General features: G+C 48.1%; 17 protein-coding genes. 15 read left to right on the top strand and 2 right to left on the bottom strand.

Translation table 11 applies throughout. The features are described from left to right. Positions 1 to 98 precede the first annotated feature (98 nt). The gene (locus ACZYR9_RS02765; RefSeq protein ID WP_488976910.1) at positions 99 to 1,304 is read right to left on the bottom strand and encodes a pyridoxal phosphate-dependent aminotransferase; all 1,206 of its coding nucleotides are present in this window, start codon (positions 1,302 to 1,304) and stop codon (positions 99 to 101) included. 349 nt (positions 1,305 to 1,653) lie between these two features. Between ACZYR9_RS02765 and ACZYR9_RS02760 the strand changes: the two genes are divergently transcribed. From ACZYR9_RS02760 to ACZYR9_RS02720, 9 genes are all read left to right on the top strand, one after another. Then, positions 1,654 to 2,766, top strand: coding sequence for an S-layer homology domain-containing protein (locus tag ACZYR9_RS02760; protein ID WP_488976909.1), 1,113 nt, complete (start codon positions 1,654 to 1,656; stop codon positions 2,764 to 2,766). A gap of 404 nt (positions 2,767 to 3,170) precedes the next feature. Further along, complete coding sequence (locus ACZYR9_RS02755) at positions 3,171 to 3,953, top strand: IclR family transcriptional regulator (RefSeq protein ID WP_488976908.1); 783 nt, start codon at positions 3,171 to 3,173, stop codon at positions 3,951 to 3,953. Positions 3,954 to 4,290: 337 nt separating this feature from the next. Beyond that, the gene (locus ACZYR9_RS02750) at positions 4,291 to 5,595 is read left to right on the top strand and encodes an MFS transporter (RefSeq protein ID WP_488976907.1); all 1,305 of its coding nucleotides are present in this window, start codon (positions 4,291 to 4,293) and stop codon (positions 5,593 to 5,595) included. A 71-nt stretch (positions 5,596 to 5,666) separates the two neighbouring features. Continuing rightward, positions 5,667 to 6,839, top strand: coding sequence for an iron-containing alcohol dehydrogenase family protein (locus ACZYR9_RS02745; protein ID WP_488976906.1), 1,173 nt, complete (start codon positions 5,667 to 5,669; stop codon positions 6,837 to 6,839). Between the two features lie 161 nt (positions 6,840 to 7,000). Beyond that, complete coding sequence (locus ACZYR9_RS02740) at positions 7,001 to 8,122, top strand: amidohydrolase family protein (RefSeq protein WP_488976905.1); 1,122 nt, start codon at positions 7,001 to 7,003, stop codon at positions 8,120 to 8,122. Continuing rightward, the gene (locus tag ACZYR9_RS02735) at positions 8,119 to 8,469 is read left to right on the top strand and encodes a Rieske (2Fe-2S) protein (protein ID WP_488976904.1); all 351 of its coding nucleotides are present in this window, start codon (positions 8,119 to 8,121) and stop codon (positions 8,467 to 8,469) included. The genes ACZYR9_RS02740 and ACZYR9_RS02735 overlap by 4 nt, the downstream gene beginning before the upstream one ends. Before the next feature lie 49 nt (positions 8,470 to 8,518). Next, positions 8,519 to 9,649, top strand: a complete 1,131-nt coding sequence (locus ACZYR9_RS02730; RefSeq protein WP_488976903.1) for an amidohydrolase family protein — start codon at positions 8,519 to 8,521, stop codon at positions 9,647 to 9,649. Continuing rightward, the gene (locus ACZYR9_RS02725; RefSeq protein ID WP_488976902.1) at positions 9,649 to 10,020 is read left to right on the top strand and encodes a Rieske (2Fe-2S) protein; all 372 of its coding nucleotides are present in this window, start codon (positions 9,649 to 9,651) and stop codon (positions 10,018 to 10,020) included. The genes ACZYR9_RS02730 and ACZYR9_RS02725 overlap by 1 nt, the downstream gene beginning before the upstream one ends. A gap of 112 nt (positions 10,021 to 10,132) precedes the next feature. Beyond that, entirely contained in the window at positions 10,133 to 11,506 is a 1,374-nt protein-coding gene (locus tag ACZYR9_RS02720) for an MFS transporter (protein WP_488976901.1), read from the top strand. Between the two features lie 33 nt (positions 11,507 to 11,539). On the opposite strand, the gene ACZYR9_RS02715 is transcribed toward ACZYR9_RS02720, so the two are convergent. Continuing rightward, complete coding sequence (locus ACZYR9_RS02715) at positions 11,540 to 12,469, bottom strand: LysR family transcriptional regulator (RefSeq protein WP_488976900.1); 930 nt, start codon at positions 12,467 to 12,469, stop codon at positions 11,540 to 11,542. A gap of 133 nt (positions 12,470 to 12,602) precedes the next feature. On the opposite strand from ACZYR9_RS02715, the gene leuC reads away from it, so the two are divergent. From leuC to ACZYR9_RS02685, 6 genes are all read left to right on the top strand, one after another. Next, positions 12,603 to 14,021 (top strand): 3-isopropylmalate dehydratase large subunit, encoded by a 1,419-nt coding sequence (gene leuC, locus ACZYR9_RS02710; protein WP_488976899.1) that lies wholly within the window; start codon positions 12,603 to 12,605, stop codon positions 14,019 to 14,021. Positions 14,022 to 14,053: 32 nt separating this feature from the next. Continuing rightward, positions 14,054 to 14,638 (top strand): 3-isopropylmalate dehydratase small subunit, encoded by a 585-nt coding sequence (gene leuD / locus ACZYR9_RS02705; RefSeq protein WP_488976898.1) that lies wholly within the window; start codon positions 14,054 to 14,056, stop codon positions 14,636 to 14,638. Positions 14,639 to 14,961: 323 nt separating this feature from the next. Then, on the top strand, positions 14,962 to 15,627 hold the full coding sequence (locus ACZYR9_RS02700; RefSeq protein ID WP_488976897.1) for a GntR family transcriptional regulator: 666 nt from the start codon (positions 14,962 to 14,964) through the stop codon (positions 15,625 to 15,627). Positions 15,628 to 15,700: 73 nt separating this feature from the next. Further along, the gene (locus ACZYR9_RS02695) at positions 15,701 to 16,843 is read left to right on the top strand and encodes a mandelate racemase/muconate lactonizing enzyme family protein (protein ID WP_488976896.1); all 1,143 of its coding nucleotides are present in this window, start codon (positions 15,701 to 15,703) and stop codon (positions 16,841 to 16,843) included. Continuing rightward, on the top strand, positions 16,840 to 17,958 hold the full coding sequence (locus ACZYR9_RS02690) for a mandelate racemase/muconate lactonizing enzyme family protein (RefSeq protein ID WP_488976895.1): 1,119 nt from the start codon (positions 16,840 to 16,842) through the stop codon (positions 17,956 to 17,958). Before ACZYR9_RS02695 ends, ACZYR9_RS02690 begins: the two co-directional genes overlap by 4 nt. 35 nt (positions 17,959 to 17,993) lie before the next feature. Beyond that, on the top strand, positions 17,994 to 19,025 hold the full coding sequence (locus tag ACZYR9_RS02685) for a TRAP transporter substrate-binding protein (RefSeq protein ID WP_488976894.1): 1,032 nt from the start codon (positions 17,994 to 17,996) through the stop codon (positions 19,023 to 19,025).

Genomic DNA, 19,025 nt, shown 5'->3' with positions numbered 1-19,025 from the left:
ACTAATCCCATCATAACGTTTGCTTTTCAATTAAGGATAGCATGCGTGGTAAGGTTTGTAAAGGCGGGAAACCCGGACTCCTTATGCTGCCGGGAGGGTTAGCCGAACAACCGGAGCGCTTTGATGCGATTCACGGCTTCCTGCAGTCTGTCCTCCGTACTGAGCAATCCCAGACGAACATAGCCTTCGCCGTGCTCCCCAAAACCGACGCCCGGAGCAACAACGATCTTCGCCTGCTCCAGCAGCATGTCCGCCAGCGATTCGGAAGTATAGCCTTTGGGAACAGGCAGCCATGTAAAGAAAGAGCCTTGCGAACGGTTCGCTTTCCAGCCGATGCTGTCGAGCGCTTTGAACAGGGTGTCTCTTCGGCTTTGGTAGACGGAAACAAGCTCCTCTACGCAATCCTGAGGACCGGTCAGCGCAGCGGCCGCCGCCTCCTGGATGCCTCCAAACAGGCTGCAGTAATAATGGTCCTGAATCAGATTGATCATCCGAACGACCTCGGCGTTGCCCAGGCAGAAGCCGACGCGCCAGCCGGCCATGTTGTATGTTTTGGACAAGGTGTAAAATTCGACTCCCACTTCTTTGGCTCCCGGTGTCTGCAGGAAGCTGAGCGGCTTCTGCCCGTCAAATCCAATGGCGCCGTAAGCGAAGTCACTGGCCACCACAATACCGTTCTTGGCGGCGAATTCTACGGTTTCCTTATAAAAGGAAGCGGGAGCGTTGACGCCTGTCGGATTGTTCGGATAGTTGATGAACATCAGCTTCGCTTTGTTGATCTCCTCGGAAGTCAGAGCGTTGTAGTCCGGCAGAAAAGCGTTCGATTCACGCAGCGGCATGAACGCCATACGGGCTCCGGAAAGAGCGACGCCGGACCAGTAATCGGGATATCCGGGATCCGGTACGAGACATACGTCTCCAGGGTTCAGCAAGCATTGGGCGATCTCGACGAGCCCGGTTTTGCCTCCGAACAAAATCGCCACTTCCTTCTCCGGATCGAGCTCGACGCCGTAATCCTCCTTATATCGCCTGGCTGCGGCTTCTTTTAAAAACAAATAGCCGTTAAAGGGAGGATAGCGGTGATAAACGGGGTTTTCCGCGGCTTCCTGCAATACTTTCACGATATGTGGAGGGGTAGGGCGGTCAGGATTGCCTTGTCCCAAATTAATCACGTCATGGCCGGCAGCGGTTTGCTCATTTGCTTTGCGCACGAGCTTGGCGAAAAACTGTGTGGGCAGGTCTGCAAGACGCTGCGCGGGTTGAATAGGAAAAGCGCTCACTGCGCTTTGAGAAGTATGATTCATTCGAAGGTCACTCCAATGGTTTCTAGAATAGTCCATAAACGCAAAAGATTCCGCGCTTTAAAATCATAAAGGCAGATAGAATTAATGTAACACGAAAATGCCTGCAGGTACAGAAGGATTACAAATCCATGAAAGTTTGAACCGCTGCTGGAGCCGATCAGCGAAAGAAGGTACCCGTTTTACGAGCTTCCGAATCACTTTTCCTGCCTCCATAGGCCTGATTTCAGGCAAAAAAAAGCAATAGTTCACGGGTTCATAGATCTTTTTTTTCGGTCGTTTCAGCCTATAGGTTCCCGGGTAATACCGGTACAATAGCAGCTTAACCGTTACTTAAAAAAGGAGAGGATTTATGTTGAAGAAGCGGTGGAATCGGATCATGCTCGGGGTGCTGTCCGCGGCGCTTATCGTACCGGGGGGAGCGGCGGCAGCCAAAGGCTGGGAAGGAGATGAGGGCTACAAATCCAGAGTAAAAGCGGGACTTAACCTGCAGTGTGTCGCTGACCAAAAAACAGCCGTGAAAGGCGGGATTATCGGGTACCATATTTTGTATCACAACGTGAAGGTAGACAAGAAGTCCAAAGGCTGGTTGACGGTGAAGATCCCTGATGGCCTTGACATCGATGACATTGAGAATGCGGAATGGGATATCAAGTCGCAAACGCTGAAGTGGAAAATCGACGGTAAAGATGACGACGACGATGACGCTGATGTCGTACACTTTAAACTAAAAGTGAAGGACGATGTCCCACAGAATGCGACCTTCGCACTGGCCTGCGAGGGCGGAATTGACGGAGGAACCCAAGCGGCAACGGCTCCGGTTACCGTAGTCCTGGGAAGCGAGCTGCACAAGCCCGTATTTAACGGATATCCGGATGGAAACTTTCAACCCGAAAAATTCTTGACCAGAGCCGAAACGGCGGCTGTGATTGCCCGCGTATCGGATCTGAACACTGACGGAAACGGTACGGTTTACAGCGACGTTTCAGCAGACCACTGGGCTTCCGGATATATCCGGGCGGTCACCGCGGCAGGTTATATGTCAGGTAATAACGGCCAATTCAATCCGAATCATCCGATTACCAGAGGTGAGTTCGTTACGCTGATGCTTCGCGTCCGCGGCATTGATTCCATTCCCATGATGTCGGGCTTTACCGATACGCAGGGTCATTGGGCGAATGATGCAGCGGCAACGGCTGCGGCATTAAGGCTGATGGAAGGCGATTCCAACGGAAGAGCGGATTTGGACGGTGCGGTTGAACGCCAAATGGCGGCCAAGTGGTTGAGCATGATTTATTATCGCGGCGCGCTGCATGACGGCCAAACGCAAGTACACCAGCATTGGCCGGATGTTCCGCGCGGACATTGGTCCTTCGGCTGGGTAGAGGAGCTTTCGATGCGTTCGCATGAAGGAGTCATGTACGCCCCTATGGAGGAAAAGCTGAGCCGATATACGACAGATTAAGGGTGGACGTTCAACCGGTCAGGAATCTGACCGGTTTTTTGCGTTTCTCGCAGAAGCTCCTTATGAAACCACAAACAGCATTTTTTACGGAGAGAGCAGGGTAGAAAGTCTATTTTTTAGTGAATCAGATTTACTAATAAAGTGATGGAGATAAATGGAGATATAAATTTTCATGAAGCATTGAGGAGAGACCGGTGAATTCGGCAAAAGGAAGAAAACCGGCTGCTTTGTCACCTCCCGGGTAATCATTGATTAAAGAAAATGATATATGGGTAATTCTGGGGGGATGATGAAGGTTTAGGAAAAACATCCATGGAACCGATTAAAAAGTATTGAATTTTTTTACTTTTAATAATAAAATCAAATTAGTGAATGGTGTTCACCAAAGAAGGAGGTGAAAACAAATGGAGACAACCAAAAGCTCCTATGGTAACGTGGCTCATGCTTTAGACATTCTGCTTGCTTTCAAGAATAAAAGTGAATTTTCTTTAGTTGAAATGTCGGAATTTTTAAAAATCAGAAAGAGTTACTTGTTAAAAATACTGGACGGGTTAAAGGAAAAGCAATTTATAAGCCAAGACCCCGATACGGGAAATTATCAGCTTGGCTTGGCATGTCTTGAACTGGGATATGCATTTGAGAAGCGGTTGGATATTCGCAAGGTGACCCATCCTTCACTTGTGGAATTGGCAAAATCTACGAATGAGCTCGTACACTTTGGAGTATTGGATGCCAATGTCGTAGTGCTGCTGGATCGAGTCGTTTCGAATGATTCATCTTTACGATTGCAGTTTCACTTGTCGTTAACCTCACCGCCGTATTCGACGGCCCTTGGAAAGGTTTTATTGGCTTACAGCGATGAAGCTAAAGTGGAACACTATCTTTCGACGACAAAGCTGGAACCGTATACGTCCCATACTACCGTTGATCCTAATATTTTCAGGTTAGAGTTGGCACAAATCCGGAAGCAGGGCTACTATCTTTCGTATGAAACCTTTGAAAACGGGATTTCATGCGTATCAGCTCCTGTTTTTTCCAAAAACGGATCAATCGCGGCGGCGATCAGCATCTGTGCGCCCACGATTCGAATTATGTCCAAAGAAAAAAAATTGGTTGAACAACTTCTGGAAACGACTTCCAAGGTATCAAGTAAATTAGGATATGCTCCCGTGGAGGTGACAAGCTGACACCATGATACGAAGAAAATGAAAAAAAGAGGGACCTTTTCATTAAAAATGGCAAGCGACCAAACTCCCATTTGAAAAGATACACCTCTCAAGTGTAAGTTTACCACAATCCATGAAGAAATTAAAAATGTTTAGAAGGTATAATCTTCCTGTAATTCATCAGACAATCACCAGGTAACCCATCAGATAATTCATCAGATACCCCTTTAGATAACCCATCAGACAATTCATCAGGGAACTCATATGATAGCTCATAAGATAATTATTTATGTAAGCGCATTCCTGAAAGAGAGAGCTTTTCGATAATGAGAAATCATTTGCTTAAGGGAGGAATACGATGGCTCAAATTCAGATGGCGCCTCAGCCGGAATTGAATAAGAAAAAAGCGAACAGAGCATTGATCGCGAGTATGGTCGGAAGCTCCATCGAGTGGTTTGACTTTTTTCTTTACGGTTCGATGGCCGCATTGGTTTTTAATAAGCTGTTTTTTCCGAGTGACGATCCCGTTGTAGGATTGCTGCTTGCCTATTTGTCTTTTGGGCTATCCTTTTTCATTCGTCCATTAGGAGGGATTGTATTCAGTCACATTGGCGACAAGATCGGAAGAAAGAAAACGCTGATGTTGACCTTAATGCTGATGGGCGGAGCAACCGTACTGATCGGTTTATTGCCGGACTATAATGCGATCGGGGTTTGGGCTCCGATTATACTCATCTTCCTTAGATTGTGCCAAGGTCTTGGGATCGGTGGAGAGTGGGGCGGTTCTGTATTATTGGCTGTAGAATATTCAAACAAAAAGAACCGAGGGTTCTATGGAAGCATCCCGCAGCTTGGAGTACCCGTGGGAATGCTTCTTGGGACCGTTGCCATCTCACTGTTAAGCCAATTGCCGGAAGAACAATTCCTTTCGTGGGGCTGGAGATTGCCTTTTGTCCTGAGCGCGGTATTGATTGTTGTAGGCCTTTGGATTCGTAAGGGCATTGATGAAACGCCGGTTTTCCAGGAAGCGAAAGATAGCGGGGATATCGCCAAAGTGCCGCTTGTAGATACGCTCCGGTATCACTGGAAAGCGGTATTAATCACTGCAGGGGCCAAATTTGTAGAAACATCGCCCTATTATATTTTTGCGACTTTTGTAATCGCTTACGCAACGGGGTATCTGGGTTATAGTACTTTTACGGTTCTAAATGCCGTGGCCATTGGCAACCTGGTAACGATTTTTATGATTCCGCTCATGGGAAGGCTCTCGGATAAAATCGGAAGAAAGCCGCTGTACATAGGTGGAACCATTGCCATGCTGCTGTTTGCTTTCCCGTATTTTTATTTGTTGTCCCTACAGTCCGCCCTCTGGTTGACGGTAGCTACGGTTATCGCAATCGGCATTATATGGGCTCCGCTGGAGGCTGTGATGGGTACAATGTTCTCGGAAATCTTTAGCACAAATATACGTTATACCGGCATTTCTGTCGGGAATCAGTTAGGAGCCGCCGTGTTCGGAGGTACGACACCGATGGTTGCGCTTGCGTTGCTTAATGCTTTCAATAACTCTTGGGTGCCTGTAGCTCTCTATATTGTTGCCGCCTGTATCATTTCTCTTGTTTCACTTATGGCCATACGGGAAGGGAAAAATTTGGATTTATAGTACATTCACTGCTCGTTGGAGCGGAACAAATAAAGAATCTTCGGACTCATATATAAAAGGAGCGGATCCTATTGTCTTCTGTTTATTTACCCGTAAGGATCGAATTTGGATTGGACAGCAGCATGTGCATAGGTAGTGAATTTCGTTCACTAAAGTGCAGCAGGGTAATGATTGTTTCGGATAAAGGGGTTATACAGTCCGGTTTACTGGAGAAAGTGACCCAACGTTTGATGGAAAACGACATACAGATTGCCGTATACGATAAAGTGCTGCCGGATCCTAACATTGAGTGCGTGGAGCAGGCTAAGGAATTTTATATTTCCGAACAATGCGACGGCATATTGGCGGTTGGGGGCGGAAGTTCGATAGATACGGCCAAAGCGGCCGGGATCTTGGTTACCAATTCGGAACCCATTATGAGCTTTACGGGAATCGACCAAATCAAACATCCGCTGCCGCCTTTGATTACTGTACCGACAACATGCGGAACGGGATCTGAAGTAACGAATGTAACGGTGGTCACAGATGAACATCATTTTAAGAAGCCCATTATATCGTCGTACATTATCCCCAAGGTGGCTGTATTAGATCCGAATTTACTGCTTAGTCTTCCTTCTCATCTGGTGGCTTCTACCGGGATGGATGCATTAACTCATGCCATCGAAGCTTTAACGAATAACATTCAAAATTGGTATGGGGATTCGTGCGCTATGGAGGCGATCCGTCTTATAAGCAAATCCTTGAGGCCCGCAGCGGCGAACGGAAACATTACCGATCTGAGCCGGATGTTATATGCCAGTACCTTGGCAGGTATCGCATTCACCGTATCCCGTTTAGGATTAGTTCATGCCATGTCGCACCCGGTAAGCGGTTTTGCCGGAGTCCCGCATGGAGTAGCCAATGCCGTTTTATTGCCTTATGTCATGTCCTTTAATTTAATCGGCAATCCGCAAGGGTATGCGCTGGCGGCTGAAGCGTTAGGAATTTCCCGACAGGAAAATGAATTGGAAACCGCAGTGGCGGGAGTAAAGGAGGTCGTGAGATTAAATCATCAGCTCGGCATTCCCCAATCGTTTCAAGCAATGGGAGTTCACGAAGAACTGATTCCGCGCATGATCGAGGATACCTTCAAAAGCGGCAATATCGCTATCAATCCCAGACGCGTATCCAAAAGCGATGTAGAGCAAATCTATAAAGCGGCATTTGCCGGGGAAAGCCCGCTGGCATTTATCGAGAAAATTTAAATCCGGGGAGGCGGCTATGCGATATTTAAATTATATGACGGGCAGTGGAAAGAACCGTTTTCAAAGGAATACAAATTACAAAGATCGGATGTAATACGACCATTGAGATGATCAGTTTGGGTTAGCCTATACCATTTTATATAAAAGAAAGGATGAACCGTATGATTACCTCCAACGCTAAATCAAAGCAGTCGCTTAAACAAGGGATTATCGATTGTGATTTTCACCAAACCTTAAAAAGCTTTGACGACCTAAAGCCTTATCTTCCCCGGGTTTGGTGGCCTCGATTGAGCGCTCCCGAAGCATCGCTGCCGATTACGATCTTTAAACCAATTCCGCTGTCCCGCAGGGATGCATCACCCGGCAACGGGCTGCCTGCCGGCTCAGACCCTGAATACGCAAAGGCCGATGCGCTCGACCGCTACAACATCAGTAAAGCGATTCTTACAGGCAGCCTGCTGACCGTCTCCGCACATAATAACCCGGATTACGCAGCAGCAGTAGCTACGGCCTTCAACGACTATACGCTCGACACATGGATTCCGACGGACGACCGGTGGCTGGCCTCCATTCTCGTGGCAACCCAAGATCCGCTTCTGGCGGCGAAGGAAATCGACCGCCTCGGTTCGCATCCGAGAGTGGTGCAGGTCATTATGGCCGTCTCATCGCGGGAGCCTTTCGGGCAACGCCGATATTATCCGATCTATGAGGCGGCTGTTCGCAACAATCTGGTTGTCGCGTTCCACGGAGGAGGCGAAGGGGACGGTATCAATCCTCCCATTTCGGCTGCGGGTTATCCGACCACCAATTTTGAACGCCACAATATTTTGGCCATCCATCATATGTCTCAGCTCAACAGTATTGTTTGCGAGGGGGTTTTCGAAACCTTTCCAACCCTGAAAATTGCCTTCATTGAGGGTGGCTTGGCATGGGTTCCGCATCTGATGTGGAGAATGGACAAAAATTTCAGGGCGATGAGGAACGAGGTCCCGTGGCTGCGAAAGAAACCAAGCGAATATATCATTGAGCATTGCCGTTTTACGACTCAGCCCATCGAGGAGCCGAGCAATCAGGAGCTGGTCCAAATGCTCAGCATGATGCGGGCGGAAAAAACCGTGATGTTTGCTACCGATTATCCCCATTGGGACAACGATACTCCAACGTTCGTGCTTCATAAGCTGCCTGAAGACCTGCGTCGCCGCATCGCTTATGAGAATGCTGCCGAGTTGTATGGAATCACGGACAGCCAATCCGAAGAGGAAGAGGGTGACTTGACCAGATGAAATACGATGCCGCCCAAGTCGGGGAGATTGAAGCGGGAACATGCAAGATTGTCACGATCGAGGGACGAAGCATCGGAATTTATTACGATGGCGAGACATATTACGCCATTCGCAATGTGTGCCCTCATGAACAGGCGGAGCTGTGTAAAGGCCATTTTTCGGGAACCACATTGACTTCAAAACCGCATGAATACATCTACGGAATGGAGGGCGAAATTCTAGTTTGCCCTTGGCATGGCTGGGAATTCAATGTGAAGACAGGAGAGTCGCTTGTTGACCCGGACAGATACAAAGTAAAGGTATACCATGTATCCGTTGAAGAGGACAGAGTGGTAGTGCACATCTGAAATTAGCAGGAATAGTAAAAGGTTAAATTATTTAAGGGAGTGGATTGATATGGCAGTCAACGAAGTTAGAGAATCGGAAACGAAAATCAAAATGAAGAGAAGTATTATTGACGTCGACATCCATAATTATACCCCGCTTGATGAGGTTAAAAATTACTTGCCCCGAGCTTATCGCGATCAGATCGATTTGTGGGGGTGGCGGCTCCCGGGCTCCTTATATCTTAACGGAGGTATTAAAGTAGGTCAGATGACCGACTCTACGCCGCCAAGCGGAGGCTTCCCCGGAAGCGATCTGAATTTCATGAGAGAGCAGCTGCTGGACCGTTATCAAATCGAGTACGGTATATTAACCGGCAGCGATTACTCGTGTCAGGCTTCGCCCGATCTCGATTACGCCGCAGCAATCAGCACCGCGATTAATGAATATACATTGGAGCATTGGCTGGCCAAAGACAGCAGGCTGAAAGGGTCCGTGTTTATTCCTAAGCAGGATGCGCTGCAGTCCGCAAAAGAGATACATCGTGTCGGATCTCACCCGGATATGGTTCAAGTCATCGTGTCCAGTGGGGCTGAGAAACCTTACGGGCACAGGTACTATCATCCGATTTATGAAGCGTGCGTTGAGCACAATCTTCCTTTTACGATTCATGTTTTGATGGAAGGGGTAGGGATTAACGGCCCGAATACCGGAGCCGGCTATGTCAGCTATTATCCTGAGTATCGGGCCAGCAGACCGATGGTGATGGCGGCGCATCTGGCCAGCTTTATCTATGAAGGCGTCTTTGAAAAATTCCCGACCTTGAAGGTCGTTCTTCAGGAGGCAGGCGTGTTCTGGCTTGCGCCGTTCCTATGGAAGCTGGACGAGGATTGGAAGGCTCTGCGCTTCCAAACGCCATGGGTGAAGAAAAAGCCGAGTGAATATTTCCGCAGCAACGTGAGAGTGTCCTCGCAGCCGCTTGAGGCGACACCGAATCCCGAGACGTTTACTCAAATGATGAATGCTGTCTATGCCGATGAGACCTTAATGTTTTGCACGGATTACCCGCACTGGGATTTTGACTCGCCTGTAAGAGCGTTTCCCAAGCTGGAGGATTCCTTATGGGAGAAAATCTTCTATCAGAATGCAGCTGAGCTATATGGCCTGCCGGCCAGAGGAGCAGGAAAGGAAGGTGCAAAGTGATGTCCGGTTTTCTAATTGGAAAAGCATCTGAAATTCCCGAGGGGGATAAAAAAATAGTTGAAGCGAATGGACGAAGCATCGGAGTTTATAACATCGCGGGGCAATTTTATGCCATCCGCAATACCTGCCCGCATCAGGGGGCGGCTCTTTGTACCGGTCTTAGGGCATCATTAATTACCTCTTCGGGTCCGGGCAGCTTTAAGTATGAACGTGAAGGTGAGATTGTACGATGCCCTTGGCACCAATGGGAGTTCGACATTAAGACGGGCTGCATGATCGTGGATCCTAAGGTGAGAACGAAGAGCTATGAAGTTACTGTAGAACGCTATGATGTTTCCATTGAAGATAATAATGTGTATATCCATCTGTAACATGCTGAATCATCAAGCCGGACTTCATTCGGACTTGACGTGTGAGTTGAATTTAAATCATAGGCTCCCATGATCTGTTCGAGATCAAGCGGAGTCTAAGGGGGATTATTTCATGGAAAAACAGCAGGAAACACCAAAAACATCAAAAAAAGCTCTTGTGGCCAGTTTAATAGGAAGCTCCATCGAGTGGTATGATTACTTTCTTTATGGAACACTTGCAGCGCTCGTGTTCAATAAAATATTTTTTCCGACGATCGATCCTGTCGTAGGCTTGCTTCTTGCCTATACTTCGTTTGCCCTGCCGTTTTTTATTCGCCCGCTGGGGGGCGTGATCTTTAGTCATATCGGGGATAAAATCGGACGAAAGAAAACGCTTGTTCTCACATTAGGGTTAATGGGTGGAGCTACGGTTTTAATCGGTTTGCTTCCTACATACGAGACGATTGGTATATGGGCTCCGATTTTGCTTATCACCTTGAGACTTATACAAGGACTTGGAATCGGAGGAGAATGGGGCGGCGCCTTGCTTCTAGCAGTCGAGTACGCGCCTAAAGGGAAAAGAGGCTTTTTTGGCAGCGTGCCTCAAATGGGTGTTACCATCGGTATGCTTCTCGGTACATTATCCATTACCCTTATGACAATACTTCCAGATAGCCAATTTTTAGCATGGGGATGGCGCGTTCCGTTTATTTTAAGTGCTGTACTCGTCCTTCTCGGTCTATGGATCCGTAAGGGAATTGATGAAACCCCTGCTTTTAAGGAGGCCAAAAAGAGCGGAAACATTGCTAAAGTGCCAATTGTCGACACGTTCCGCTACCACTGGAAATCCGTGCTCATTGCCGTAGGTTTGAAAGCCGGAGAAACCGCACCGTTTTATATTTTCTCAACCTTCATTATTTCCTATGCAACGGGGCACCTCGGTTTTACGGCTACACCGGTGCTGAATGCCGTCACCATCGGAACGCTAATTACAACCATCGCGATTCCTTTTATGGGGGCTTTTTCCGATAAGGTGGGACGAAAACCTTTGTTCATTTGGGGAATGATCGCCATTGTTTTGTATGCGTTTCCATATTTTTATATCCTTTCGTTGGGCTCGACCCTATGGTTAACGATTGCGACCATCATCGGCCTAGGGATATTGTGGGCCCCGGTTACAGCTGTACTTGGGACGCTTTTCTCTGAAATATTTAGTACAAACGTTCGATATACGGGGGTAACTGTCGGCTATCAACTGGGAGCCGCATTGGCTGGAGGCACGGCTCCGTTGATAGCTACTGCACTGATGAGCGGCTTTAACAATTCCTGGGTGCCTGTAGCGGTCTATATGATGTTCATCGGGGCTCTTTCCCTTTTTGCGATGATGAACACGAGAGAGACTAAAGACCTTGAGTTTGATAGTAAAAATATTGAAGTTACGGATACGGATCAAGATAAGGATAAAGAGTTTATTCTTATACCTCAAAGCGAGATGCAAAAGGGCTAATGGAAATTAGCTTTGGCGGTATGGTTCAACCGGTCAGAATCCTGGCCGGTTTTTTGCGTTCTCCTTGCTCATGATATCGCGGAAGGTCTCCATGAAAGCCGTGACGGCTTTGGATAAATATCTGCCTTTGCGATAAGCGATAACCAGCGTCCGCGTCGGCCTGATCGATAGCGGCAGGAAAGCCGGCGCAGGCTCGCTCCACCGGCCCCGGGATACCATAAGCGGCACGAAAGCAATGCCCATTCCAGCTGCGGCAAGGGATTGGACGGTTTCGATGTTGCTGCTTTCAAACACGATTTTAGGAGTGAACCCTGCCTGCTGGCATAAATCGATCGTAATCTGCCGGAACCCTTGTCCTTTTTTTAATGTAATGAACGGTTCGTCCCGCAATTGGGCTATATCAACAGCTCTGACCTGCCCATCGGCGTGATATTGGGCTAACGGATGTGTCTTCGGAACGGTAAGCACGATTTCTTCTTCGATGACGGCTTCATAGTCAAGGGAATCGTCGATCAGCGGCAGCGACAGGAGGCTGATATCGGCCTGCCCGCTTGCAGTTAGCTGCTCAAGATTGGTCGTCGTCTCTTCAACAAGGACGATGTCGATCTCCGGATAGCGCGCCTGAAACGCAGGCAGCACCAAGGGCAGCACATGGGCGCCCGTAATAGGGAGGCTGCCGACGACCAGTCTGCCTTTGCGCATTTGGGAGATGTCCTCCATTTCTTGTTTGAGCTGCTCAACCATGTCGAGAATTTTTTGCGCTTTTTCAACAAATAAGGTGCCGGCATACGTAGCTTCCACGGAGTTCGTGGTTCGTTGAAATAAGAGCACGCCGATCTCTCTCTCCAGCTTGGACAGCTGCTGGCTTAGCGAGGGCTGGGCGATATGCAGCTTCTCGGCGGCTCGGGAAAAGTTTTTGTCTATGGCGATTTGCAGCGCATATTGCAGTTGGCGAAGTTCCATGAACAGCGGCTCCTTTATAACGTCTTATAATTAAAAACTATCAATATTATAGATATTATATCTTGGATCAATGAAGATGGAAATGGTACGATATTACGCATAGGATGCATCATATTATATTGAGGTGGAACCGATGGCAAAAACGATTATTGAGAAAATTTGGGATAACCATGTCATTCATTCGGAACCGGGCAAGCCAAGCATTATTTACATTGATCTTCATTTGGTTCATGAAGTGACTTCCCCGCAAGCGTTCGAAGGTCTTCGCATGTCCGGACGCAAAGTGCGCCGTCCGGATCTGACGTTCGCGACGATGGACCACAACGTCCCGACGAAAGACCGTTTCAATATCACAGATCCGATCTCCAAGCAGCAGATCGATACGCTTTCCAAGAACTGTGCAGATTTCGGAGTGAAGCTGTTTGACCTGAACCACATCGATCAAGGCGTTGTGCACGTTATGGGTCCAGAAGTGGGACTGACGCATCCGGGCAAAACGATCGTGTGCGGCGACAGCCATACGTCCACGCACGGCGCGTTCGGCGCGTTGGCATTCGGTATCGGAACCAGTGAAGTGGAGCACGTGCTCGCAACGCAATGCTTGCAGCAAGCGACTCCGAAGACGCTGGAAGTGCGCATCAACGGGAAGCTGAAGCCGGGCGTTACGGCAAAAGACTTGATTCTCGGCGTTATCGCTCAATATGGTACGGACTTTGCTACAGGTTATGTTATTGAATATACAGGCGAAGCGATCCGCGGCTTGTCCATGGAAGAGCGTATGACCGTCTGCAACATGTCCATCGAAGCGGGAGCAAGAGCGGGTCTGATCGCTCCGGACGAGACGACGTTTGAATACCTGCGCGGTCGCGACTATGTGCCGCAAGGTGAAGCGTACGATCAAGTCGTTGCCAAGTGGAAGCAGCTGACTACGGACGAGGGTGCGGTGTACGATCGCGTAGTGGAATTCGACGCGGACAGCCTGATTCCTCAAGTCACCTGGGGTACAAGCCCGGGTATGGGTACGAATGTAACGGCTAGCGTTCCGAATCCTGCTGATTTTACAACAGAGAACGAGCGTAAAGCGGCTGAGAAAGCGCTGGAATACATGGCGCTCACTCCAGGTACGCCGATGACGGAGATCGCTATCGATTATGTATTTATCGGCTCCTGTACGAACGGCCGGATCGAGGACCTGCGCGCAGCTGCGGCAGTGGCTCAAGGCTATAAGGTGGCTTCGAACGTTACGGCTATCGTAGTACCGGGTTCGGGACGAGTTAAAGCGCAAGCGGAACAAGAGGGACTGGACAAAATCTTTACCGAAGCCGGATTTGAGTGGCGGGATGCGGGCTGCAGCATGTGTCTGGCGATGAACCCTGACGTGCTTCAACCGGGTCAGCGCTGCGCCTCGACCTCTAACCGGAACTTCGAAGGCCGTCAAGGCCGCGGCGGACGCACGCACCTCGTATCTCCGGCAATGGCGGCAGCCGCTGCGATTGAAGGCCATTTCACCGATGTACGCGACTGGAAATTTAAAGTGAAGCAAGAAGCTTAAGATCAATATTCTCATGTGAGGAGTTTAACGACATGGAAGCTTTCAAACAGCATACAGGCTTGGTCGGTCCGGTGGACCGCGTAAACGTGGATACCGACGCAATTATTCCCAAGCAATTTTTGAAGCGCATCGAGCGCTCCGGTTTCGGCCAATTTCTATTCTATGAATGGCGCTTTGACGAGCAGGGCGCTGTCATTCCGGAATTCAGTCTGAACCAGCCGCGCTACCAAGGCGCTTCGGTACTGATCTCCCGCGCTAACTTCGGCTGCGGTTCTTCCCGTGAGCATGCGCCATGGGCGATTCAAGATTACGGATTTAAAGTCGTTATCGCGCCGTCGTATGCCGATATTTTCTACAATAACTGCTTTAAGAACGGCATTCTGCCGATCAAGCTGAGCGAAGAGCAGGTTGAGGAATTGTTCCAACGCACGGCAGCCAACGAAGGCTACCAATTGAGCGTGGATCTGGAAAACAAAACGATCAAGGACAACCAAGGCCTCTCCATCACCTTCGATCTGGATGAGCACCGCCGCCAATTCCTGCTTCAAGGGCTTGATGATATCGGCCTGACGCTGCAGCATGAAGACAAAATTGCTGCCTATGAGGCGGCACACTGAGCCTTATAAGCAACCTATGTAATCATAAAGAAAGCTGTTGAGATTTTTCATCTCAACAGCTTTTTTGCTGTCTATTACCTGGAGCCTCAGCTTTGTTATTTGGCTCTGTAACAAACCTGGTTTCGCAACATGAGCGCTTTCGGCCGTCTGGAGCGATAGCAGTTTAATTTATTTTATTTTTGTATATTGAATTTTTAGTTTGGGGAATGTTATAATTTTTCTAAATTTAAAGATAATTATGTATACAATCAGAGTACAATGGGAAATCCACCCAATATACTTTATTTGCATGATGAAATGATGCTGTTTGTGAGGTGTAATGAATGGAAGAAAATTTAAGTGCTCTGAATGGAGCTCCGAGATTTAGTGTCATTTATGAAGTGATCAAGAAGAAAATTATTCATGGCGAATTGACATCGAATACGCCTTTAACGGAAGAATCGCTTGCTGAAGAATTTAAAGTAAGCAGAACACCGATACGTGAAGCTTTAAGAAAATTGGAGCAAGACGGTCTAGTTGAAATGATTCCTCGTAAGGGAGCTTATATCAAACGAATCACGTTAATCGATATTGAGGAAATATTTACGATTCGTGAAGCTCTGGAAGGTATTTGTACTCATATCGCTACAACCTTAATCAACGATCAAAATTTGAAGTATATGGAATCGATATTAAAAGAGGCTGATGAAGGATTTTTGAAAGGAGTGATAAAAAAGGGGGATGAGATCCATGATGTGATCTTAAGAGTCGCCGGCAATCAGCGAATTTTGAATATGGTCTCCAACTTAAAGGACCACATTCAACGGCTTCATAACTTATCTTTGACGATACCGGGCAGATTGCAATTATCAAATAAAGAGCATTGGGAAATATTTTATGCTATTCAAAAGAGAGATCCTGAACTGGCTGAGAAAAAAATGAGGGATCACATCAGAAGTACGAAGCAATCGAACATTATTGCTATAAAAAATGATATCAACGGGTTCTAAATGATTGCAGTTACAATCAAAGGCGGTCAACGACTTTTAGGGAAAAACAATAAAATGAAGGAAGGGAATCTCTTTGAAAATAACCGATATCAAAACATACCCTTTACGTACAAAAATAGACCAGCCTTTCGCTTTTTCACAAGGATGGGTTTATCACAGGTCGGCTACGATCGTTGAGATCATGACCGATGAAGGAATAAGCGGGTGGGGCGAAGCCTTGTGTATGGGATTGCAGCCTTCCCAAATTGCTGCAGCCACAATTGAAAGCGCTCTAAAGCCTCTGCTGCTCGGAGAAGATCCCGGCGACATCGAGGTCTTATGGCACCGGATGTACAATTATACCCGTGATTATGGGACCAAGGGAGCCGTCATCGGTGGGATAAGCGCGATAGATATTGCGCTTTGGGATATTGCCGGAAAGAAGCATAACGTGCCGGTTTATAAGCTCCTTGGAGGGGCTTTCCGGAAAAAGATCCAGGCCTATGCCACCGGATTTTACAGAATTTCGGGTCAGGGCGAAGAAGCAAGGCTTGCCAAAGAAGCGGAGAGCCACAGGGAAGCGGGCTTAACGGCCATGAAAATCAAATTGGGTTTTGGAGTTAAAGACGATATTCGAGTCATGCAGGCTATTCGAAATGCCGTTGGCGATGACGTTACATTGATGATTGACTCTAATCATGCGTATGGTGTGGCCGAAGCGATTGAATTGGGGCTGGCTCTGGAGGATTATAACCTCCGCTGGATTGAGGAGCCGGTCATTCCGGAAAATATAACGGGTTATGCGCAAATCAGAAACAAATTACATGCTCCTATCGCAGGAGGAGAGGGCGAATATACGGTATTCGGGTTCAGGGATTTAATTGCAAAGGGAGCGATCGATATCGCCCAGCCTGATATTTGCCATGTGGGCGGGTTTACCGCATGCAAGCATATCAGTGCGTTTGCCCATGCCTATGGCGTACAAATCAATCCCCATGTTTGGGGCTCAGGCATCGGGCAAGCGGCCTCATTGCATTTGGTTTCCGCATTGCCTATAGCCAATTATTCTTTATTTGCCAAAGAGCCGATTTTTGAATACGATTGCTCATCGCATCCGTTTCGAAGTCAGCTGGTGAGCAACCCGGTTTTGCATCATAATGGATGGATTGAAATTTCGGATAGACCGGGATTGGGTATTGAAGTAGATCGTTCCGTATTGGAGGCGTATATCGTATGAAAATAACGGACATCACCTATATTCCACTTTCTTTTATGCCTAAGCGGCCCCCTCGAGACGGGCTTTTGGCTGTAACGTATCCCCGCGATGTATTCCTGGTACAGGTTCACACCGATGCGGGCATCACCGGAACAGGCGAATGCTTCGCTCTGGGGACTTTACGTACGCTGGCTGCGCTAATCGATGAAATTTTAAAACCCGTACTTATCGGCGAGGATCCTTCTTTGATCGAATATTTGTGGGAAAGAATGTATAGGCACAGCTTTAGAGCAGGGAGAAGAGGGATTGTGATTTCGGCTATAAGCGGTATCGATACGGCACTATGGGACATCCTTGGTCAATCCGCCAGCCTGCCGCTGTATCGATTGCTGGGCGGCTCGTGTGAACGTGTCGCAGCCTATGCCAGCGGAGGATACTATTTGCAGGGTAAGGGACTTGATGAGCTTCAGCAGGAGATGGCGGGCTATGCCAGCAGGGGCTTTAAAGCCGCAAAAATGAAAATCGGAGGAGGGCAAACTCTGCAAGAGGATCTTGAACGGGTGCGTGCCGCAAAGGAAGCATTGGGACCTGACGTTGCGCTGGCCGTGGATGCGAATAATGCTTGGGACTACAATACGGCTCTCCGGATGGCCCGATGGATGGAGCCCTTCGACATCTTGTGGTTTGAAGAGCCGTTATCCAGCGACGATATGGAAAGCAGTGCTGCATTAGCTGCGGCTACCGATATTCCGATCGCGGGATATGAGACGGAATATACCCGATACGGAATGAGAGACACCATTACGCGCCGTGCAGTTGATATTGTTCAGACGGATGTCATTTGGTCCGGAGGCATAACGGAATGCCGTAAGATTGCTACGTTAGCCAGCGCTTGGGGAATGCCGTGCATCCCGCATTTTTCGGCATCGGCCATTTCTCTTGCGGCCAATTTGCATTTTGCATGCTCCATTCCCAATGCTCAGTACTTTGAATTTACCCAGGACGAAAATCCTCTGCGAGATGAGTTGATACTGGACCCGATAACCGACCATCAGGGCTGGTTAGCGCCGCCGAACGGTCCAGGACTGGGTATCCGGTTAAACTGGTCCACGATTGAGAAATATCAAGTGAAATGAGAGCGCTTTATTTGTATAAAAAATGGAGGGTTCAAATGATGAAAACAAAAAGATTTATCGCTCCGTTCCTAGTGATGTCCCTTACCCTGTCCGCGTTAGCGGCATGCGGTTCCCCGGCACAGCAGACCACAGGCGGCAGCGGACAGCCGGCAAGCGGAGAAACAGTGAAAATTGATGTGGCTTCTGTATTTGACGCAAAAGCGGCTCCCGTAAAAGGGACGTATAAATTTGCGGAGCTGGTGAAGGAGCGTTCCAATGGCTCTATTGAAGTCAGTGTGTTTCCAAACGGACAGCTTGGATCGGAGCGCGATATTTTTAACAGCTTATCCAATGGGGACCTTCAAATGGTCATGGGCGGCATTCAAGGAGTGGATATGTTCGCGCCCAAATATATGTTTATTACCGCACCTTATTTATTTAAAGACTTTGCCCACTTAGATGCCGTCCTGGAAGGTGACCTGGGAAAGAAAATGAGGGCGGCTTTGGATGAAAAAAACGTGCATATCCTGGCGGTGAACAAAAGAGGGGTTCGTCAAACCATCAGCAGCAAGCCATTTCGGACTCCTGCGGAAATGAAAGATATCAAGCTGCGTTTGCCTGAGGTTCAATCATGGGTTGCCAACTGGAAGGAGATTGGCGCCAGACCGACGCCGATATCCTTGCCCGAGCTTTACGGAGCATCGCAAAATAAAGTCGTTGATGCATCCGAGGGCCCATACGAGCAGATCGCAACCTACAAGCTGTACGAGGTGCAAAAATATCTGGTCAACACAGCCCATGTCGTAGAGCCGGTGTTTCTATGGATCAATAAAAAGCTGTTTGATGGGCTGACACCGGAGCAGCAGGACGTGATTAGACAATCGGCTATAGAAGCCATGAAGTTTGCCGATGAAGAAGCTGCTAAAGATACGGAAAAATTCTTTAATGAATTAAAATCTAAAAACATGGAGGTTATTGAACCGGATATCGAGGCTTTCCGTCAAGCGGCTCAGCCTGTATTAGAGCAGAATTTCAAGAGTCAATGGGACGTTACCACACTTGAAGAAGTGATGAAGTACGCAAAATAA

The organism is Paenibacillus sp. F024 (genome assembly GCF_057814255.1).
This window is presented reverse-complemented; position numbering and strand designations above follow the sequence as displayed.

Bases quoted from the DNA above. Each gene is read 5' to 3' on its own strand.
- ACZYR9_RS02765 (WP_488976910.1), bottom strand. From the start codon at position 1,304: ATGAATCATACTTCTCAAAGCGCAGTGAGCGCTTTTCCTATTCAACCC.
- ACZYR9_RS02760 (WP_488976909.1), top strand. From the start codon at position 1,654: ATGTTGAAGAAGCGGTGGAATCGGATCATGCTCGGGGTGCTGTCCGCG.
- ACZYR9_RS02755 (WP_488976908.1), top strand. From the start codon at position 3,171: ATGGAGACAACCAAAAGCTCCTATGGTAACGTGGCTCATGCTTTAGAC.
- ACZYR9_RS02750 (WP_488976907.1), top strand. From the start codon at position 4,291: ATGGCTCAAATTCAGATGGCGCCTCAGCCGGAATTGAATAAGAAAAAA.
- ACZYR9_RS02740 (WP_488976905.1), top strand. From the start codon at position 7,001: ATGATTACCTCCAACGCTAAATCAAAGCAGTCGCTTAAACAAGGGATT.
- ACZYR9_RS02735 (WP_488976904.1), top strand. From the start codon at position 8,119: ATGAAATACGATGCCGCCCAAGTCGGGGAGATTGAAGCGGGAACATGC.
- ACZYR9_RS02730 (WP_488976903.1), top strand. From the start codon at position 8,519: ATGGCAGTCAACGAAGTTAGAGAATCGGAAACGAAAATCAAAATGAAG.
- ACZYR9_RS02725 (WP_488976902.1), top strand. From the start codon at position 9,649: ATGTCCGGTTTTCTAATTGGAAAAGCATCTGAAATTCCCGAGGGGGAT.
- ACZYR9_RS02720 (WP_488976901.1), top strand. From the start codon at position 10,133: ATGGAAAAACAGCAGGAAACACCAAAAACATCAAAAAAAGCTCTTGTG.
- ACZYR9_RS02715 (WP_488976900.1), bottom strand. From the start codon at position 12,469: ATGGAACTTCGCCAACTGCAATATGCGCTGCAAATCGCCATAGACAAA.
- leuC (WP_488976899.1), top strand. From the start codon at position 12,603: ATGGCAAAAACGATTATTGAGAAAATTTGGGATAACCATGTCATTCAT.
- leuD (WP_488976898.1), top strand. From the start codon at position 14,054: ATGGAAGCTTTCAAACAGCATACAGGCTTGGTCGGTCCGGTGGACCGC.
- ACZYR9_RS02700 (WP_488976897.1), top strand. From the start codon at position 14,962: ATGGAAGAAAATTTAAGTGCTCTGAATGGAGCTCCGAGATTTAGTGTC.
- ACZYR9_RS02690 (WP_488976895.1), top strand. From the start codon at position 16,840: ATGAAAATAACGGACATCACCTATATTCCACTTTCTTTTATGCCTAAG.
- ACZYR9_RS02685 (WP_488976894.1), top strand. From the start codon at position 17,994: ATGATGAAAACAAAAAGATTTATCGCTCCGTTCCTAGTGATGTCCCTT.